At 68.0% G+C, this 17,258-nt stretch carries 13 protein-coding genes and 1 tRNA gene; 1 reads left to right on the top strand and 13 read right to left on the bottom strand.

Going from position 1 to position 17,258, the window contains the following annotated elements; translation table 11 throughout:
* Positions 1 to 14: 14 nt before the first annotated feature.
* The 7 genes from pknB to CV023_RS10895 form a co-directional block, all read right to left on the bottom strand.
* Positions 15 to 1,922 carry a Stk1 family PASTA domain-containing Ser/Thr kinase gene (gene pknB / locus CV023_RS10925; protein ID WP_230745659.1) on the bottom strand — a complete coding sequence of 636 codons (1,908 nt, stop codon included), beginning with the start codon at positions 1,920 to 1,922 and terminating at the stop codon, positions 15 to 17.
* A 133-nt stretch (positions 1,923 to 2,055) separates the two neighbouring features.
* On the bottom strand, positions 2,056 to 3,819 hold the full coding sequence (locus CV023_RS10920) for a protein kinase domain-containing protein (protein ID WP_230745657.1): 1,764 nt from the start codon (positions 3,817 to 3,819) through the stop codon (positions 2,056 to 2,058).
* Positions 3,816 to 5,285 (bottom strand): peptidoglycan D,D-transpeptidase FtsI family protein, encoded by a 1,470-nt coding sequence (locus CV023_RS10915; protein ID WP_230745655.1) that lies wholly within the window; start codon positions 5,283 to 5,285, stop codon positions 3,816 to 3,818. The genes CV023_RS10920 and CV023_RS10915 overlap by 4 nt, the downstream gene beginning before the upstream one ends.
* Positions 5,282 to 6,820 carry an FtsW/RodA/SpoVE family cell cycle protein gene (locus tag CV023_RS10910; RefSeq protein WP_230745653.1) on the bottom strand — a complete coding sequence of 513 codons (1,539 nt, stop codon included), beginning with the start codon at positions 6,818 to 6,820 and terminating at the stop codon, positions 5,282 to 5,284. The genes CV023_RS10915 and CV023_RS10910 overlap by 4 nt, the downstream gene beginning before the upstream one ends.
* The gene (locus CV023_RS10905; protein ID WP_230745651.1) at positions 6,820 to 8,310 is read right to left on the bottom strand and encodes a PP2C family protein-serine/threonine phosphatase; all 1,491 of its coding nucleotides are present in this window, start codon (positions 8,308 to 8,310) and stop codon (positions 6,820 to 6,822) included. The genes CV023_RS10910 and CV023_RS10905 overlap by 1 nt, the downstream gene beginning before the upstream one ends.
* The gene (locus tag CV023_RS10900) at positions 8,307 to 8,837 is read right to left on the bottom strand and encodes an FHA domain-containing protein FhaB/FipA (protein ID WP_230745649.1); all 531 of its coding nucleotides are present in this window, start codon (positions 8,835 to 8,837) and stop codon (positions 8,307 to 8,309) included. The genes CV023_RS10905 and CV023_RS10900 overlap by 4 nt, the downstream gene beginning before the upstream one ends.
* Positions 8,834 to 9,718, bottom strand: coding sequence for a DUF3662 and FHA domain-containing protein (locus CV023_RS10895; RefSeq protein WP_230745647.1), 885 nt, complete (start codon positions 9,716 to 9,718; stop codon positions 8,834 to 8,836). The genes CV023_RS10900 and CV023_RS10895 overlap by 4 nt, the downstream gene beginning before the upstream one ends.
* 461 nt (positions 9,719 to 10,179) lie before the next feature.
* Between CV023_RS10895 and CV023_RS10890 the strand changes: the two genes are divergently transcribed.
* A tRNA-Leu gene (locus CV023_RS10890) sits at positions 10,180 to 10,266 on the top strand.
* A 256-nt stretch (positions 10,267 to 10,522) separates the two neighbouring features.
* Here CV023_RS10890 and CV023_RS10885 read toward each other — a convergent pair.
* The 6 genes from CV023_RS10885 to mvk form a co-directional block, all read right to left on the bottom strand.
* A complete protein-coding gene (locus CV023_RS10885) occupies positions 10,523 to 11,884 on the bottom strand; it encodes a hydroxymethylglutaryl-CoA synthase family protein (RefSeq protein WP_230745645.1) in 1,362 nt (453 codons plus the stop codon).
* The gene (locus CV023_RS10880) at positions 11,881 to 12,960 is read right to left on the bottom strand and encodes a hydroxymethylglutaryl-CoA reductase (protein ID WP_230745643.1); all 1,080 of its coding nucleotides are present in this window, start codon (positions 12,958 to 12,960) and stop codon (positions 11,881 to 11,883) included. Before CV023_RS10880 ends, CV023_RS10885 begins: the two co-directional genes overlap by 4 nt.
* Before the next feature lie 67 nt (positions 12,961 to 13,027).
* The gene (fni, locus tag CV023_RS10875; RefSeq protein WP_230745641.1) at positions 13,028 to 14,155 is read right to left on the bottom strand and encodes a type 2 isopentenyl-diphosphate Delta-isomerase; all 1,128 of its coding nucleotides are present in this window, start codon (positions 14,153 to 14,155) and stop codon (positions 13,028 to 13,030) included.
* Positions 14,145 to 15,233 (bottom strand): phosphomevalonate kinase, encoded by a 1,089-nt coding sequence (locus CV023_RS10870; protein ID WP_230745639.1) that lies wholly within the window; start codon positions 15,231 to 15,233, stop codon positions 14,145 to 14,147. The genes fni and CV023_RS10870 overlap by 11 nt, the downstream gene beginning before the upstream one ends.
* Positions 15,230 to 16,219 carry a diphosphomevalonate decarboxylase gene (mvaD, locus tag CV023_RS10865; RefSeq protein ID WP_230745637.1) on the bottom strand — a complete coding sequence of 330 codons (990 nt, stop codon included), beginning with the start codon at positions 16,217 to 16,219 and terminating at the stop codon, positions 15,230 to 15,232. The genes CV023_RS10870 and mvaD overlap by 4 nt, the downstream gene beginning before the upstream one ends.
* Positions 16,216 to 17,208 carry a mevalonate kinase gene (gene mvk / locus CV023_RS10860; RefSeq protein WP_230745636.1) on the bottom strand — a complete coding sequence of 331 codons (993 nt, stop codon included), beginning with the start codon at positions 17,206 to 17,208 and terminating at the stop codon, positions 16,216 to 16,218. The genes mvaD and mvk overlap by 4 nt, the downstream gene beginning before the upstream one ends.
* Between the last annotated feature and the right edge of the window lie 50 nt (positions 17,209 to 17,258).

The following is a 17,258-nucleotide window of genomic DNA, read 5'->3' as shown; positions in this document are numbered from 1 at the left end:
CGCCTCGGTAAGAATCAGTTGCTGCCGCGTCCTCCGCCGGCGTCGGCAAAGCCGTCGAACCAGCTGTCGCCGCCGCCGATGGCCTCGTTGTCGTCGCCGTTGTCCCCGCCATCTCCACCATCGGAGCCTCCGCCGTCGTCATCGTCTGACGGTGCGGTGGGGATGCCGCCGGGCACGGACGGGATGGACGGCGAGGGCTCCGGCGGCTTCTTGGCCACCTTGACGGTGATCTCGGAGCCCTGCTTGACCTCGCTGCCACCGGAAGAGGACTGTTCGAAGACCTTGTTCTCGTCCTCGTCGGCGGTCTCGACCTCTTCGGTCTTGCACTTGAGTTGGTAATCATCGCCCTCGAGCGTCTTGCAGGCCTCGTCGGCGGACTGACCGGTGACATCGGGGACCTCGACCATGCCGGAGGAGACGACGAGGTCGACATTGGAATCGACGTCGACTTCCTTGCCGTCACCGGGTTTGGTCTCGATGACCACGCCCTTCTCCACATCCGGAGAGTTCTGAGAGATGTGAGTGCCGGCCTGGAGCTTCGCGTCATTGAGGATCTTGCGGGCGTCCTCCTCCGACTTGCCGGAGACATCGGGGACCTTCACGGACTCGGGACCGGTGGAGACGAGCAGCTTGACCACGCTGTCCTTCTCCACCCGCTGGCCCCCGGGAGGATCGGTCTCGATGGCCTTGCCCTCGTCGACGTCCTCGCTGTACTCTTCGTCGCGATCGACGCGCAGCCCCTGTTGGATGAGTGCGGACTCCGCCTCGTCGGCATCCATGTTGGCCACATCGGTGATCTCGACTTGGACGACCGGTTCGGGCTTGTTAATCTCGTAGACCCACAGAGCGATTGCGGCCAGGGCGAGGAGGACGAAGATCGAACCGATCCAGATCCACGCCTTGGACCGCTTCTGCGGAGGCTTCTCCTCCTGCGCGGTCATGATCGCCGACACCGGTCCGGTCTCCGGAGCAGGCTCGACCTCGGTCGGGTACGGTGTCGGAGCCATCATCGGGGCCGCCGCCATCGGGTACGCCTGAGTGGCGTCGGCATCGTCCTCGAAGCTCATCGGACGGCCGTCGCGGGCGGCCAGGACGTCCTCGCGGAAGGAGTAGGCGTCCTGGTAGCGCTCGTCGCGGTCCTTGAGCAGGGCGTGGAGGACGAGACTGTCAACGGCCGGCGGGATGTTCTGGTTGTAGAAGCTCGGCGGCTGCGGAGTCTCACCGACGTGCTGATAGGCCACGGCCAGCTGCGAATCCCCGACGAACGGAGGACGTCCGGCCAGCAGCTCGTAGAGCAGGCAGGCGGTCGAGTAGAGATCGGAGCGGGCATCGACGACCTCGCCGCGGGCCTGCTCGGGGGAGAGGTACTGAGCAGTGCCGACCACGGACTGGGTCTGCGTCAGCCCGGAGTTGTCCTTGAGCGCGCGGGCGATGCCGAAGTCCATCACCTTGATGTCGCCCTCGGGAGTGAGCATGACGTTCGCGGGCTTGATGTCGCGGTGGACGATGCCGTTGCGGTGTGAGTATTCGAGCGGGGCGAGGACCCCGGCGATGACGTTGAGCGCCTCGTCGACGGTCAGGGTGCCGTGCTCGTTGAGGACCTCGCGCAGAGTCTGACCCTCGACGTACTCCATGACGATGAAGGGCACGGACACACTAGAGCCGCCCGATTCGACGAACTCCTCTTCACCGGAGTCGTAGACGGCGACGATGCCGGGATGGTTGAGACCGGCGGCGGACTGGGCCTCGCGCTTGAGACGGGTGTGGAATGAGGGGTCGCGGGCGAGATCGGACCGCAGAAGCTTGATGGCGACGCGCCGACCCAGTCGGTTGTCGACGCCCTCGTGCACTTCTGCCATGCCCCCACGGCCGAGGAGCGCACGAACTTCGTAACGCCCCGACAGCACCTTGGGCTCAGTCATTGATGTCCTCCGCTTGGTTCACCCGCTGCTTGGGTCTTGGTCACACCCACAGTGGGCTTCTGCTCACCCGCGTCCGGGTTCGCGTCTCTCAGTATTTCAAACTCTCGGTGTTCTCCGAGAATCCGGGGTTCGGTCAGTTGCCATTCTCTCCGTTCGCCTCGCTGTCGGAGTTCGACCCGCTGCCAGAATTCGAGTTCGAGTTCGAACCGTTATTCTCGCTGTTCTGGTTGCCGTTCTGATCGGCGGACTGGCCACCGTCCTGTTCGTCGTTCGCCGAACCCGAATCGCTGTCGGTCCCGTTCTCGGAGCCCTCGTCATCGGAGCTGCTCGTCGAATCCTGGTTCGAGTTCGAGCCCTGACCGTTGTCGTCATCGTTCGAGCCTTGGGAATTCGAGTTCGAATCGTTGCCCAGGGTCGGCGAACTCGTCGGTTCGTTCGTCGGCTCCGGCTGTTGGGGGGCCTCGTCGGGTCCGTCGGAGATGTAGAGGGTGACGGTGTCGCCCTCTTCGAAGGTGTAGCCGTTCTCGCCCTCGCCGACATCGGCGACCGTGCCCTCGGCCCGATCGGAGTCGATGGTCTGCGTTTCGGCCTTGAGCCCCTCGTTCTCGAGGTTCTGCGTCGCCGAGGATTCGGAGAGTCCGATGTAGTCGGCCTTGTCGATCTCGACGGTCTTCTTCGCCTCCGAGGTGGTTGCCTCCGAGGTGCTCGGTGCGGGATCGGGTTCGCCGCCGTTGCCGCCGAGGAAGTACCACAGCAGTCCGCCCACGGCCAGCAGCGCGATGATCGCGAGGATCCAGATCAGCGCCCGCCCCTTCTTCGAGGCCTTCTCATCGGCGAGTTCGGAATCCGGGTCGAGTTCGTCGCCCTCGGCCGCGGCGAGCCCGTTCGCCGAGGTGTTCGCCTGGTTCCCGTTCCATCCCTGGTTCGCGGGATAGACCTGGGTGGCGTCATTGGCGGCCGTGACCGGCATCGCCTTCGTCGTCGGCACCGGGTCGGGGTTGTTGAAGACCTGGGTCAGCGCCTCGGAGGCCGCATTGCCGTGACGCATCTGCGGCAGGATCTCCTCGGCTCCGGCGATGTCGCCGGCGGCCAGGGCATCCGATGCCTGGTAGACCTGCACGGCGTCACCGGGCCTGCGGTCCGGCTTCTTCTCCAGCAGGCTGTCGACGAAGCGGCGCACCGGTTCGGAGACCGTGTCCGGCAGCGGCGGATGCTGCTGGTTGACCTGCGCGATGGCGATCGCGACCTGCGAATCACCGGTGAAGGGCCGCTGACCGGCCAGCGCCTCGTAGGCGATGATGCCCAGGGAGTAGAGGTCGGAGCCGGGGCCCGAGCCCTTGCCGGTGGCCTGCTCCGGGGCGAGGTACTGGGCGGTGCCCATGACCTGTCCGGTCTTCGTCAGCGGTGCCTGGTCGGTGACCCGGGCGATGCCGAAGTCGGTGATCTTGACCCGGAAGTCCGGGGTCATGAGGATGTTGCCGGGCTTGATGTCGCGGTGGATGACGCCGACCTTGTGAGCGGCGCCGAGGGCCTGCGCGGCCTGGGAGACGATGCTCAGCGTGTCCGCTTCGGACAGGGGGGCGCTGCGTTCGATGATCGCCGAGAGCGCCTCACCGGGCACGTACTCCATCACCAGGTAGGGCGAACCGTCCTCGTCGCCGTAGTCGTAGACGCCGGCGATTCCGGGGTCGGAGACGCGACCCATGTTCTGCGCCTCGGCGCGGAAGCGGGCGAGGAAGGTCGAATCCGAGAGGTATTCGTCCTTGAGGATCTTCGCCGCGACCTCACGGCCGAGCACCGAGTCGACGCCCTTCCAGACCTCTCCCATGCCGCCTACGGCGATGCGGGAGGTGAGCTTGTACCGGTTGCCCAGCAGGGTTCCTTCGACGGGCCTCATTCTTCGACCACCGCTTCCATCATGTTCTTGGCGATCGGTCCTGCGACCGTCGCTCCATAAGCTTCGTTGCCCGCGTTTCCGCCGTTCTCCACGACGACCGCGACCGCGATCTTCGGATCATCGGCGGGTGCGAACGAGATGAACCAGGCGTGGGGCGCCGCACCCGAGGCGTGCTGGGCGGTGCCGGTCTTCGCGGCGACCTTCGTATCGCCCATCTTCGCCACCGAGGCGGTGCCGTCGGTGACGACGCCTTCCATCATCGAGGTCAGTTCATCGGCGGTGTCGCCGGAGATCGGACGCGACTTCTCCTTCGGACGGGTCTCCGAGATCGGTTCGAGGGTGTTCGCGTTGAGCACCCGGTCGACGAGCTGCGGCTGCATCATCTTCCCGCCGTTGGCGATGCCCGCGGTCATCATCGCCATCTGCATCGGCGTGGACCGGACCTCGAACTGACCGAGGGAGGACTGCGCCAGCTGTGGCGGGTTGAGGTCATCGGGGAACGAGGACGGGGTGACCTTGAGCGGGACCTCGAGGTCCTGGCCGAAGCCGAACTTCTCAGCCTGCTCACGGATCGCATCCTCACCGAGGTCCATGCCCAGCGAGGCGAAGGAGGTGTTGCAGGATTCGGCCAGGGACTGTGCCAGGCTCGGCTTGCCGCCATTGCGGCAGGCACCCGGGTGGGAATTGCCGATCGTCGACGTGGTCTGCGGCAGATCGAGGCTGGCGGGTCCGTTGAGCGTCGAATCGGGCGTGTAGTCTCCGGATTCGAGTGCGGCGGCCGCGACGAGGACCTTGAAGGTCGAGCCGGGCGGGTAGAGATTGCCGCCGATCGCGCGGTTGTAGGCGGGTTTGCCCTCGGCGCCTTCGAGGGTGTCGAAGGCGCTGCGTGCCTTTTCCGAATCATGGCTGGCCAGGGCGTTGGGATCCCAGCCGGGGGTCGAGGCCATGGCGAGGATCTTGCCGGTCTTCGGCTCGATCGCCACGGCGGCGCCGTTCTGATCGCCGAGTCCGTCCCAAGCGGCCTTCTGCACCTTCGGGTCCACGGTCAGCTCGACGGCGGCTCCCCGCGGTTGTTCGCCCGTGAAAAGGCTGCCGACCTTGTCGTAGAACAGGGCATCGGAGTCACCGGAGAGGTACTCACCGCTGGCCCGTTCCATCCCCGAGGCCCCGGAGACCACCGAGTAGTAACCGGTGATCGCCGCATAGGCACGCGGATCGAGGCCTTCGGAACCGTACTTGCGCTGGAACTTGTACTTGTCGTCGACGGGTTCCGAATAGGCGATCGGGGTGCCGTCGACGAGGATCGGACCGCGATCGCGGGCGAGCTGATCGAGGATCCGTCGGTTGTTCAGCTGGTTGTTGTTCAGCGAATCCGCGGTGACGAACTGGACCCAGCTCGTCGACCCGAACAGGAGCGCGAACATGACGAATCCGACGATCGTGATGTGTGTCAGCGGTTTCTTCATCGTTCACCTCCCGTGGTGCCCAGATTGGTCGTCGGTGTCTCGTCGGAGTCGGCGGCGCCGTTGCGAGTGGCCGCGAAGTTCGTCGTCGGCGCATCCTCGTCCTCGATGCGCGCGGTGTCGTTGCGGTCCCCGGAATCCCGCGCCGAGGCGGTCCGTTCCTCCGGGTCCTCCGTGACCCGCAGGACGCCGGTGTGGAAGTCCTCGACCGGCCGTCTGGCATTGTCCGAGATCCGCAGCAGCAGCCCGATGATCATCCAGTTCGCCACCAGGGACGAACCGCCCTGGGCGAGGAACGGCGTGGTCAGACCCGTGAGCGGGATGAGGCGGGTGACCCCGCCGACGACCACGAAGACCTGCAGGGCGATCGTGAATGACAGGCCGGTGGCCAGCAGGGTGCCGAAGCCGTCGCGCAGCTGCTGGGCGGTGCGGATGCCGCGCTGGAAGATGATGAGGTAGCAGAGCAGGATGACGAAGAGCCCTGCCATGCCGATCTCCTCGCCGAAGCTGGCGTAGATGAAGTCGGATTCCGCATACGGGACCATGTTCGGGCGGCCCTCGCCGAAGCCGGTGCCGATGAGACCGCCGTTGGACATGCCGAACAGTCCCTGCACCAGCTGGTAGGACCCGCCGGGAGTCTTGTTGTACTCCTCGGCGGTCAGGGCGCCCAGCCAGCCGGAGACGCGCTGGTTGACGTGGGAGAACAGGAAGGTCGCAGCGACCGCACCGACGGAGAAGAAGCCGAGGCCGAGGATGATCCACGAGACCTTGCTGGTGGCGACGTAGAGCATCGCCACGAACAGGCCGAAGAAGAGCAGCGAGGTGCCGAGGTCCTTCTCGAAGACGAGAATGCCGACGCTGGCCACCCAGGCGATGATGATCGGACCGAAATCGCGCAGACGCGGGAACCTGATGCCGAGGATCTTCGGTCCGGCCGCGACCAGCTGATCGCGGTAGGACACGAGGTAGCCGGCGAAGAAGATGGCGAGCAGGATCTTCGCGATCTCACCCGGCTGGAAGGACATCGAGCCGACGCCGATCCAGATGCGGGCGCCGTTGATGGTCTTGCCCAGGCCCGGGATGAGCGGCAGCAGCAGGAACAGCAGGGCCGCGAACCCGGAGACGAAGGTGTAGCGGCGCAGCCAGCGGTGGTCTCTGACCACGAGGATGACTGCGATCGCCAAGCCGACGCCCAGCGTCATCCAGATCAGCTGCGTCAGGGAGCTGTTGAGGTATTCGGACCGACCGAGGTCGACCCGGTAGATCATCGCCAGGCCGAGGCCGTTGAGCAGCACCGCGATCGGCACGAGGACCGGGTCGGCGTACTTCGCCTTCCACCACACGACGACGTGGATGATGAGTCCGAGAACCGCCAGCCACGCACCGTACTGGTAGACATTCGCCGGGATCGTGCCTTCGACGCCGAGCCCGACGAGGGCGTAGGCGGACGTGGCGACGGCGATGGCGAGGATGAGGAGCCCGAGCTCGGCCAGGCGATAGGGCCTGGGTCGGACCACCTCGGCGACGTTGGCAGACATCACTGCGACTCCCGTGTGATGGCGTCGCTGGGGTCGGCCGAACGCGAATCCGGAGGTGAGGGAGCCGGATCGCTCGGGCTCGTCGCGTCCTCGACATTGCCGGAGACATCGCCGGACTGGTCGGATTCCTTGCGGAGGTTGTCGATGATGCGGTCGGCCTCATCGCGCGAATCGGCCTGGATCGAACCGCGCAGACGGTCCTGGGAGAAGCTGTTGAGCGTCCCGACTTCGATGTCGGTGGTGTCCTCGAGGCGGCTGAGCTCGATCGGTCCGAGCGTCGTGTCGAGGCCGCGGTAGAGGGTGACCTTGCCCTCGTCGCTGGTCAGGAAGTAGTGGTTGCTGATGTAGTTGTAGGCGAAGAAGCCACCGACAGCGAGGGCGATGATGACGATGCCCGCAATGATCCACCCGAGGTAGGACCGTTTCTCGACCTCGTCGTCATCAGCGTCGAGGTCATCCTCCTCGGTGCCGAGCCTCTGCGCAGCGGACTTCGTTCGGTCGGATTCGGAGGCGGCGGACTCCGCAGAGGAATCCGCATCGGTGCGCTGGGAGGGAGGGACCACCTCGGCGGTGGGTTCCTGGGCATCCCCGGACACAGCTTGCATCGGCACGGTGTCGGTGGGGATGTCGCCGTCGCCGTAGATCGGCTGGGTCTCTGCCGGGATCTGGCCGTCGGGGTTCGTCCCGATCGTCGCGTACTGGGGGTTGACCTGCACGGAGCCGACGGGATTGCCCGAGGGCGCATCGACGGTGCCTTCGAGGACGTCGCCGATGACGACGGTGACATTGTCCGCGCCGCCCCCGGCCAGGGCCAGGTCGATGAGTTGGCGGCAGCATTCGTCGGGGTCGGGGACCTCGGCGAGGACGCGGGCGATCTCGTCGATGTCGGCGAATCCGGTCAGCCCGTCCGAGCACAGCATCCAGCGGTCGCCGACATGGGCTTCGCGCAGGGACAGGTCGAGATCGGGGGAGGCCCCGACATCGCCGAGGACCTTCATGACTACAGAGCGCTGAGGGTGGGTCTCGGCTTCGTCGGCGGTGATCCGGCCTTCGTCGACGAGCATCTGGACGAAGGTGTGGTCGTGGGTGGCGGGCTGGAGTTCGCCGTCGCGGAGAACATAGCCGCGGGAATCGCCGATGTGGGCGAGGGCGAAGCGGTTGCCCGGTGCTCGGAGCAGGGCGGTCACGGTGGTGCCCATGCCGGCGAGCTCGGGCTGTTCGGCCACGCCGCGGACGATGCGGTCATTGGCTTCGAGGATCGAGGTGCGCAGGAGCTCGAGAGCGTCTTCGCCGCTGGGCTCGCTGTCGAGTTCGGCGAGGCGGGAGACGGTGATCGCCGAGGCGACGTCTCCGCCGGCATGACCGCCCATACCGTCGGCGATGAGGAGGAAGTTCGGACCCGCATAGCCAGAGTCCTGATTGTTCTTGCGCACCAGCCCGGTGTGGGACCGGGCTGCCGAACGGAGGGTGATCGTACCGTCGGTCGTCACGATTGGGTCTCCAACGTCGTATGGCCGATGGTGATCTCTGTGCCGATGCGCAGTCGCACGGGCGAGTCGATGCGCCGGCCATCGACGATGGTGCCGTTCGTGGAACCGAGGTCCTCGAGCACCCAGGCGCCGTTCTGCGCGGAGATCCTGGCATGGTGGCTCGAGGCGAAGTCATCGCTGATGACGATCGTATTGTCCGGGGCGCGACCGAAGGTCACGGGAGCTCCGGAGAGCATGAGCGAGGTGCCGGCCAGCGGACCGGCGATGACGCGGATCGCACCCGGGTGGGCCTGCGATCTGCCGCCTCCCGGCGGTGCGGCCGCCGGCGGGGGCGGACTCTGCCGTGGTGCGGCAGCCGGGGAGGGCACCGGTGCGGCCGAGCGCTTCGACCGACCTCGGCGGGATTTCCTGCTGCCCCGGCGGGCTCCGAAGATGTCGCGGCGGAGCACTCCGGCGACACCCAGGACGAAGAGCCAGAGGATGATGAAGAAGGCAAACCGGAAGACGGTGACGGTGAACTCGCTCACAGGGCGTCCTGCTCGGTGTAGCGGACCTCGGCATCTCCGGCCGTGAGGATGTCACCGTTGGAGAGGTTCGCCGAGGTGAGCTTGCGTCCGTGCAGGAGCGTGCCGTTGGTCGAACCGAGGTCGTTGGCCACGGCATGGTCGCCGTCGAGGATGATCTCGAAGTGGCGGCGGGAGACGCCTGGGTCGTCGATGACGAAGTCGGAGCTCGACGAGGAGCGGCCGAAGGTGTTTGTGCCCTGACGCAGCTGCAGGGTGCGGCCGCCCACGACCACGCTGGCTTCGATGGCACGGGGCCGTGCGGGTGCTGCCTGACGGACCGGTGTGGCCGGGCGCGGCTGCGCCTGGGCGGCAGGACGTGACTGGGAGGCCTGTCGCACCGGGGCCGGCTGCCGAGGCTGGGGTGCCGAGCGGGGGCCGGAGCTCGCGGCGGAGTCGCCGACGATCGGGTTCGCGCGGGAGACGGGATCGTAGCCGCCGCGGTTGGCCGGCTGGGCGGCCGGTGAGCCGTCGGGGCGTTGAGTGCTCGAGACGACGCGGTACATTCCGGTGTCGAGGTCATCGGCCTCGGTGAATTCCACGGACACGGGACCGACGAAGCTGTAGGCCTGTTCGACCGCATGATCGCCGATGACCTGGCGCAGATCGGAGCGGAGTTCGCTCTCGAGTCCGGAGAGGCGCTCGAAGTCAGTGGGCGAGAGTTCGATGGTGTAGTGATTGGCGGTCAGGGTGCGACCGCGGGAGACCACTGCCGCTTTGTTGTCGGCCTCGCGGCGCAGGGCCCCGGCGAGTTCGACGGGTTCGACCTGGGAGCGGAACGCCTTGGCGAAGGCACCATTGACGACGTTCTCCAACCCCTTCTCGAAGCGATCGAGAATCCCCATGGCACCTCCTTCGCAGGTGTCGCTGTTCGTGGACGAACGGTTCGCCACGCGCCCAGACCGTACTCTCTGGGCCTGTGGCCCCATGGTCCGAGCATATTCGTGCTGGTGCGCCCGGTGCTCACTCCCGGCCCGGCGGGTCGGGAAGGATGCTCCGAGATGGGCACATCAACACCCAATCCTAACGCGGCAAGGCTCTCAACTCACGTTCGCAGTGTTCGCGGGGCACAGCTGTGCTCGGATTCCCGGTGAGCGTTCAGATTCGTCGGCCGGTCGTGGGGTCGGTCCTGAGCCTGGTCCTGGGCTTGGTCCTGGGAGGGGTGTGCGGCGGTGGTCGCTGGCCTCCGCGGCCCTTCCCTCCGCGGGCGAATGTGAAGGTCGACACGTTTTCGGCCTTTTCGGGCCGATCGCTCGGTTCCGGTTTCATGATTCGGCGACGTCGATGCTAGAGTTTTCTCTTGTTCGCGCGAGTGGCGGAATTGGTAGACGCGCTGGCTTCAGGTGCCAGTGATCGCAAGGTCGTGGGGGTTCAAGTCCCCCCTCGCGCACCAGCGGACAACAGCCCCTCACCAGAGACCTTCGGGTCCGGTGAGGGGCTGTTTCGTATCTGAAACGGTGGTGCGGAGCACCGAAGTTCGGGCTCGCCGTACCCACGTCAGGGCTCGTTGCAACGCTCCGCCTGAAAAAGTCGTCGTGGGTGACGTTGTTTTCGAGCGGAGCGTTGCATCTCGCGGGAGTTCCCGGGCGCGCAGGGCGCAGGGTGGCCTTCGGCTGAGGGCCGCGGCCGTGCCTCGCGACCGAGGAGCCTCAGCTGCGTTCGTAGACGCGGGCGCGGCCTGTGACCCCGGCGAAGCGGAACGGCGCCGAGGTGGTCCGCGGGGTCTGCGAGTCCTCCGCGCTCGAGAGCTCGGCGGAGTGCAGCTCACGGTAGTCGGCGACGCTCAGCGGCACACGGGCGTCGAGCGCGGCGGTGACCTCGGCACGGCGGGAGTGCTCGGCGTAGCCGGGCTTCACGAGGCCGGTGATGAATTCGCCGACGCTGCCCGAGCCGTAGCTGAAGAGACCGATGCGCCGACCGGCCAGATCCTCGTCATGGTCGAGCAGGGAGCACAGCCCGGCCCACAGCGAAGCCGTGTAGGAGTTGCCGAGGCGACGGTTGTACAGCGTCGAGGTGGCCAGGCCGGTGTCGCGTGGGCCGGGTGTCGCCGAGGCAGTCGCACCGGTGTCGGCTGAGGCTGGGGCCCCGGGCTGCTCCGCGGTGTCGGTCGAGGCTGAGGCCCCGACCCCACCGGCACCGACCCCGGCAGCCGCTTCCACGCCGAGTTCCGTGCTCAGCGCCGCTCCGGTGATTCCGGCGAGGTGCACTTGGGCCTTCTTCGCCATCTTCGTGAACGGCTGGTGGTAGAGGATCCGGTCGATCTCGGCGATCCCGGCTCCGCCCCGGTCCTGCAGATCGTTCCACGCCCCGGTCAGCGAATCGAGGTAGGCGGTGACCGAGAGGGCGCCGTCGACGATCGCGGTCGTCGAATCGTTCGGACGCCAGAAGTCATCGACATCGGCAGAATGGATTCCGGAAGCCGGTTCGATCTCGATCAGAGACGGATCGGCGGAGACGAGCATCGCAACGGCTCCGGCACCCTGCGTCGGCTCCCCGGGGGAGTCGAGCTCGTAGCGGGCGACATCGCTGGCGATGACGAGCACACGGTCGCCGGGATTGCGGGAGACGAGTCCGATCGCGGCCTGCAGGCCGGCGGTGCCCGAATAGCAGGCTTCCTTGAACTCGATGACGCGGACCTGGGAAGGCAGATCGAGGAGACGGTGGATCGCCAGACCGGCGGCCTTCGACTGATCGGTGCCCGATTCGGTGGCGACGATGAGGGTGCGGATGCCCTCGGTGCCGCCGCGCTGGATGAGCGGCAGCGCCGCCGTGGCCCCCATGGTCACGATGTCCTCGTCGGGGGCGGGGAAGCTGAACTCGTCCTGGCCGAGTCCGAGACGGAACTTGGCCGGATCGGTCCCGGTCGCCTCGGCGAGGGTGCCCAGGTCGAGGACGTGATGGGCGGTGGCGAGCTCGATGTCGTCGATGCCGATCGCCGGTGCGCTCCCGATCGCCGGTGCGCCGCCGTTCGCGGTGGTGCTGTCGTTCGCTGTGCTCTCGTGCGTGCTCATTCCTGACCGGCCTCCCTGCGTTCCATCTCCATGTGTGTGGCCATCAGCTCTCCCGGATTCGTCTGCGCGGCGAGCAGCGAGAGCTCGCCGCAGAGGACGGTCGCGGCCATCAGCGCGGCCAGGCGTCCGGCGTTGGCGCCGGGTTCGCGGTCCTCGCGGCAGCCGAGCCGGGTCAGTGCTTCGTCGACGTGGGGCAGGTGCTTGCCGTTGCCCACGGTGCCGACGATGAGGTGGGGAAGGGTGGTCGAGAAGTACAGGCCTTCGTCCCGGTTCTCCGCATAGGTGATGCCCTGCGAGCCCTCGACGATGTTCGCCGCATCCTGGCCCGTGGCCAGGTAGAAGGCGAGGAGCATGTTCGCGTAGTGGGCGTTGGCCGAGCGCAGGGCTCCGGCGATCGTCGAGCCGACGAGGTTCTTGCGCACCACGATGTCGGTCATCTTCGCGGCCGTGGACCGCAGGCGACGCTCGACCACCTCGTGGGGCAGGAGGATCTCGGCGACGACATTGCGACCGCGGCCGCGGATCCCGTTGACGGCGGTGGCCTTCTTGTCCGAGCAGAAGTTGCCCGACACCGAGCCGTAGCCCAAGCCCAGGTCCCAGGACAGGATCCGCTCCATCAGCGCATCGGAGGCAGCGGTGACCATATTGTGCCCGGAGGCGTCGTTCGTGCGGAAGGCGAAGCGGACGAAGAGGAGATTGCCGACGACCTCGGGGTGGATCTCGATCAGCCGGGCGTGCTTGCTGCCGGCTTCGACCACGGCCTCGAGTTCGGCCAGGCGGTGCCGGATCCCCTGCGCGGCCGCCTCGGCGGTGATGGCGCTGTCGGCGACGAACAGGGTCGATCGGGTCATCCGCTCGTCGACGATGACGGTCCGGATGCCGCCCTCGATCTCCCGTGAGATCGAGGCGCCGCGGCCCACCGAGGGCCACAGCGGGGTTTCGTAGGTGGCCAGGGGCACGGCCACCTCGGTGTGGGTGCCGACCGGGGCGAGGGCGGCGCCGCTGACCCGCAGCGGGCCGACCCAGGTGGTCGGGATCGCCGTGAGGGTCTCACGGCTGCCTGCTGGTTGGTTCACTGGTTCCTCCTCGAATCATGGTGCGTTCCGCGGACCTCTGGTCCTCCGAACACGGCGACGTGCCTGATCAACGATGCAGCTCGGAGCGCCGCGACAGAGCGGTGACGTCGATTCCGCGCAGACGACAGAACTCGCCGAGGCGACCGCGGGTGAGCAGGTCGGTGCCGGTGAGCTGTTCGGGCCGGTCGGCTCCGAGCAGGGCGAGCAGTGCTGTCGTCTGATTCTGCCAGGTGCGCACGAGCTCGACGAGACGCTCGGGTCCGCCGTCGAGCACGGCCTGCAGGAAGGTGCCGGCGACGCCGACGGCCCGCGCCCCGCAGGACAGCGCCTTGACCACATCATAGGGGTTGCGGACTCCGCCCGAGGCCAACAGGGTCGGTCCGTCCGCGGGGGCGTCGAGCAGGCAGGCCAGTGCGGACTGCCCGAATCCGGTGAGCATCGAGAAATCCTCGGCGGCCGTGCTGCGGGCGTTCTCGATGGCGAGGAAATCGGTGCCGCCGGCCCCGCTGACATCGGCGAAGCGGACCCCGATCGAGTCGAGTCGCTCCAGAGTGCGGCGGCTCAGTCCGAAGCCGACCTCCTTGACGATGACGGGCACGGGACAGGCCGCGACGACCTCTTCGAGCACGCGGGCCCAGTCGGAGAAGTCGCGGGTGCCCTCGGGCATCGCGGTCTCCTGCACGGGGTTGATGTGGATCTGCAGGGCATCGGCGCCGAGCAGCTCGACGGCGCGGCGGGCATCCTCGGGGCCGCGACCGGCGCCGAGGTTGGCCATGACGAATCCGTTCGGGTTCTCCTCGCGGATGACGGTGAAGCCCTTCGCGGCCTCGGCATCGTCGAGGGCCACGCTCATCGACCCGCAGGCCATCGGCAGGCCGGTCTCGTGCGCGGCGATCGCCAAGTCGCGGTTGATCCGGCCGGTGGTTTCGGTGCCCCCAGTCATCCCGTTGACGTAGAAGGGCGTGGCCCAGGTCCAGTCGCCCACGGTGACGGAGATGTCGACGCTCTCGGGGTTCGTGCCGGACAGCGCGTGATGGACGAACTCGAGATCGTCGTAGTCGGTGTGCGGCGGACGCGCTGCGCGCTGCTCGGTGGCGAGCCGGACGTGGTCGTCCTTGCGCGAGGCACGGGAGGTGTCGGTGTTCGGGGCGTCGGTGCCCGGGTCGGGGCCGGTGCCGGGGTGCTCAGAAGTCATCGATGTCTCCCTCTGCCGCGTGCGGGGACAGGCTGAGGCGGCGGATGCCGTGCCTCTCCCATTCGCGGAGGATGTCGATCGTCGGCAGTTCGGCGTCCGAGAGCGCGATTCCGCAGTCCCCGCCGCCGGCACCGGAGGGCTTGGCCGCGGCCCCGTAGCTCTCGGCGATATCGCACAGGTTGCGCAGCTGCTCGGTCTCGATCTGGCTGCCCGAGGAGGCGCCGAGGCGCTGCAGCAGTCGGCGGGCCTGGCGGATGCATTCGAGGGCGCGGCCGTCAGCGGCGGCGAAGGAAGTCACGAGGGCGTCGACGCAGGCGCGGCTGTCGGAGGTGAAGGTCTCGTAGGGCTGCTGGGCCTCGGCGCCGGGCAGGCGCACCCGTTCGACGAGGCGTTCGGTCGAGGCCGGGGAACCGGTCCAGCCGACGAGGAGCTGCAGGGTTTCGGGCGGGGCGAGGCGGGCGGCCCCGGAGCCGGCCCATTCCGAGCAGGACAGCGCCGAGGCGACCCCGTGCTTCTCGCGGTGTGCGCGCAGGGCCTGCCGGTCGGGGGAGGTGAAGCGGATCCAGCCGCCGAAGGTGCTTGCCGCGAGGTCTCCGCCCGAGGCCGTCGGTGCGACGGCGATGGTCGCAAGCAGGGCGAGCTTGAAGCGTTCGGTGCGGGTCAGGCCCAGGGAGTAGAACTCGTCGAGGGCGGCGATCGTCGCCACGGTCACCGCTCCCGAGGAGCCGAGGCCGAACTTCCGGCCGTTCGCATCGTCGAGTTCGCTGGAGATGTCGAGGTCGAAGTAGCGCGGGGCGGTGCCGATCTCCGAACGCAGCTCTTCAACAGCGGTGATCGCCGAGAGCACATAGTCTGCGGGGCGGTGCTCGAGGACGATGCTCTGGTTGTCGGCCTCGCGGTGCCAGACCAGCGGCGCCTGCCCGTATTCGCTCGAATGGATCCGACCGACATCGCGGCTCTCGCTCAGCTGCACGGTGATGTAGCGGTCTACGGCGACGAGCACGGCGGGTTCGCCGGGTTCGACGACCGCGTACTCACCGGCGACGTAGAGCTTGCCCGGCGCACGCGTCTCGATCATGCGCTCACCTCGGCGGCGGGCACCTCGGCGTCTGCGCTCAGCAGTTCGGCACCGGGCCCGGGGGCGACGACGCGGACCTCACCGAATTCGGTCAGCTGGGCGGCCAGCCGCTCGGCGTCCGCGGGGCGGACGATGACCGCGACGTTCGGTCCGGCGTCGGCCGTGGAATAGGCTTCGAGTCCCTGTTCGCGCAGTTCCGCGACGGCGTCGAAGATCGCCACGCTGCGCGGGCGCAGATAGCGGATCGGAGGCTCCGTGGACGCGATGACCGCGTGCATGCGCAGGGCATGGGACTCGGTGATCTCGCCGACGGCCGTGAAGTCGCCGGCCTCACAGGCTGCGATCATCTTCTCGAGGCTGGCCTCGGTCGAGGACACCCAGGCGTCGTAGAACGGGGAGGTCTGCGCGGTCAGACGCATCGCGGTGCGGCTCGAGACCGCTTTGCGGCCGCGGTCGACGGTGACGATGACCATCCGCATGTCGGGGGCGTCCACGGGTTCGGCGAAGGAGGTCTCATCGTCCCCGGAGTGCCACACGGCCATGCCGGGCACCACGGAGCGGCAGGCGGAACCGGAGCCGAGGCGGGCCAGCCGACTGAGATCGCGGGTGTCGAGATCGAGTTCGAAGGCGTTCGCGGCGGCTGTGGCCAGCGCCGCGAAGCCCGACGCCGAGGAGGCCAGTCCGGCCCCGGTGGGCACGGAGTTGCGGGAGCGGACGAGGACTCTGTCCGTGGAGCCGGCGAGGGTCCGGACATGGTCGAGGAACGTGGTGATGCGGCCGGTGGCGTCGGCATCGGCGAAGGTGCCGTCGAGTTCGAGGACATCGGCATCGGCCTCGGGAGCGGGAACGACCGTGGTCGTGGTCTCGAAGTCATCGAGGGTCATCGACAGGCTGCCGGCGGCCGGCAGGATGCGGGCCTCGTCGGCCTTGCCCCAGTACTTGACGAGGGCGATGTTGGGATACGCCCTGGCCGTGCTCGTCCTCATGTCCTCGATACCTCCGTGGTCCAGGTGCGGGGTGCTCCGGCCGCGCGCAGCGCATCCGCGAGCTCTTCGGCCTGCTCGGCCGAATCGGCCAGTGCGAGCACGCAGCCGCCGAGCCCTCCGCCGGTGAGCTTGGCTCCCCTGGCTCCGGCGGCGGTCGCCGCGTCGACGAGGGAGCCCAACGTCGGAGTGCTCACGCCGAGCTCGGTGAGGAGTCGGTGCGCCTCGAGCATACGCCCACCGATGGCATCGCGGTCACCGCGACGGACGTCGTCGATCGCGGATTCGGTCAGCTCGGCCAGGCGGGCGATCATCGGGTCGATCGTCGTCGGCGCGGAATCGCGGAGCGCACGGACCCCGGCGACCGCCTCGGCGGTGGATCCGTGATGGCCGGAATCGGCGAGCACGAAGGTCAGCGGTCTGCCGACCTCGATCGTGGTGGCCCGTCCGCCCTGGAAGCGGATGGGGGCGGGGGTGGCGACGGCCCAGGCGTCGATGCCGCTGGGCCGGCCGTGGGCGACGGTCTCGGCCTTCTGCACGATCTCGTGGAGGGCGAACTCGTCGAAAGTGTGTTCGCGCAGCCCGGCCACGGCGCGGGCCACGGCCGTGGCGACGGCGGCCGAGGAACCCAAGCCACGACCGTGGGGGATCGCGCTGCGGATGGTCAGCTCCACCTCGGCGATGCCCTCACCGGTCGCCTCGAGGGCGGCGCGCAGCCCGGCGACGACGGGACCCATGGGTTCGGGGGCGGCGAGCACGGTGCCGGCGAACAGCTGGCTCTCGATGCGCGTCTCCCTGCCCGGGGAGTACCGGATGTCGGCCTGGGCGGCGAGCCCGTGCAGGGGCACGGCGAAGGCGGGGGACCCGTAGACCACGGCGTGCTCTCCGAAGAGGATCGCCTTCGCATGGGCAAGGCCCTGCGCGGTATCCGCCGATGCCTCGCCGCGGGTGTGCGCGGTCGAACTCGGGTCGGTCAGTGAGGAATTGTGCATGCAGGTGGGTTTCGGGGTCCGTGGAATGATGCCACCATCATATGCCGAAC

This window comes from Brevibacterium sp. CCUG 69071 (genome assembly GCF_021023135.1).
In the GTDB taxonomy this organism is placed as follows: Bacteria; Actinomycetota; Actinomycetes; order Actinomycetales; family Brevibacteriaceae; genus Brevibacterium.
Note: the sequence above shows the minus strand (reverse complement) of the source record. Positions and strands in the feature narration are given on the sequence as shown.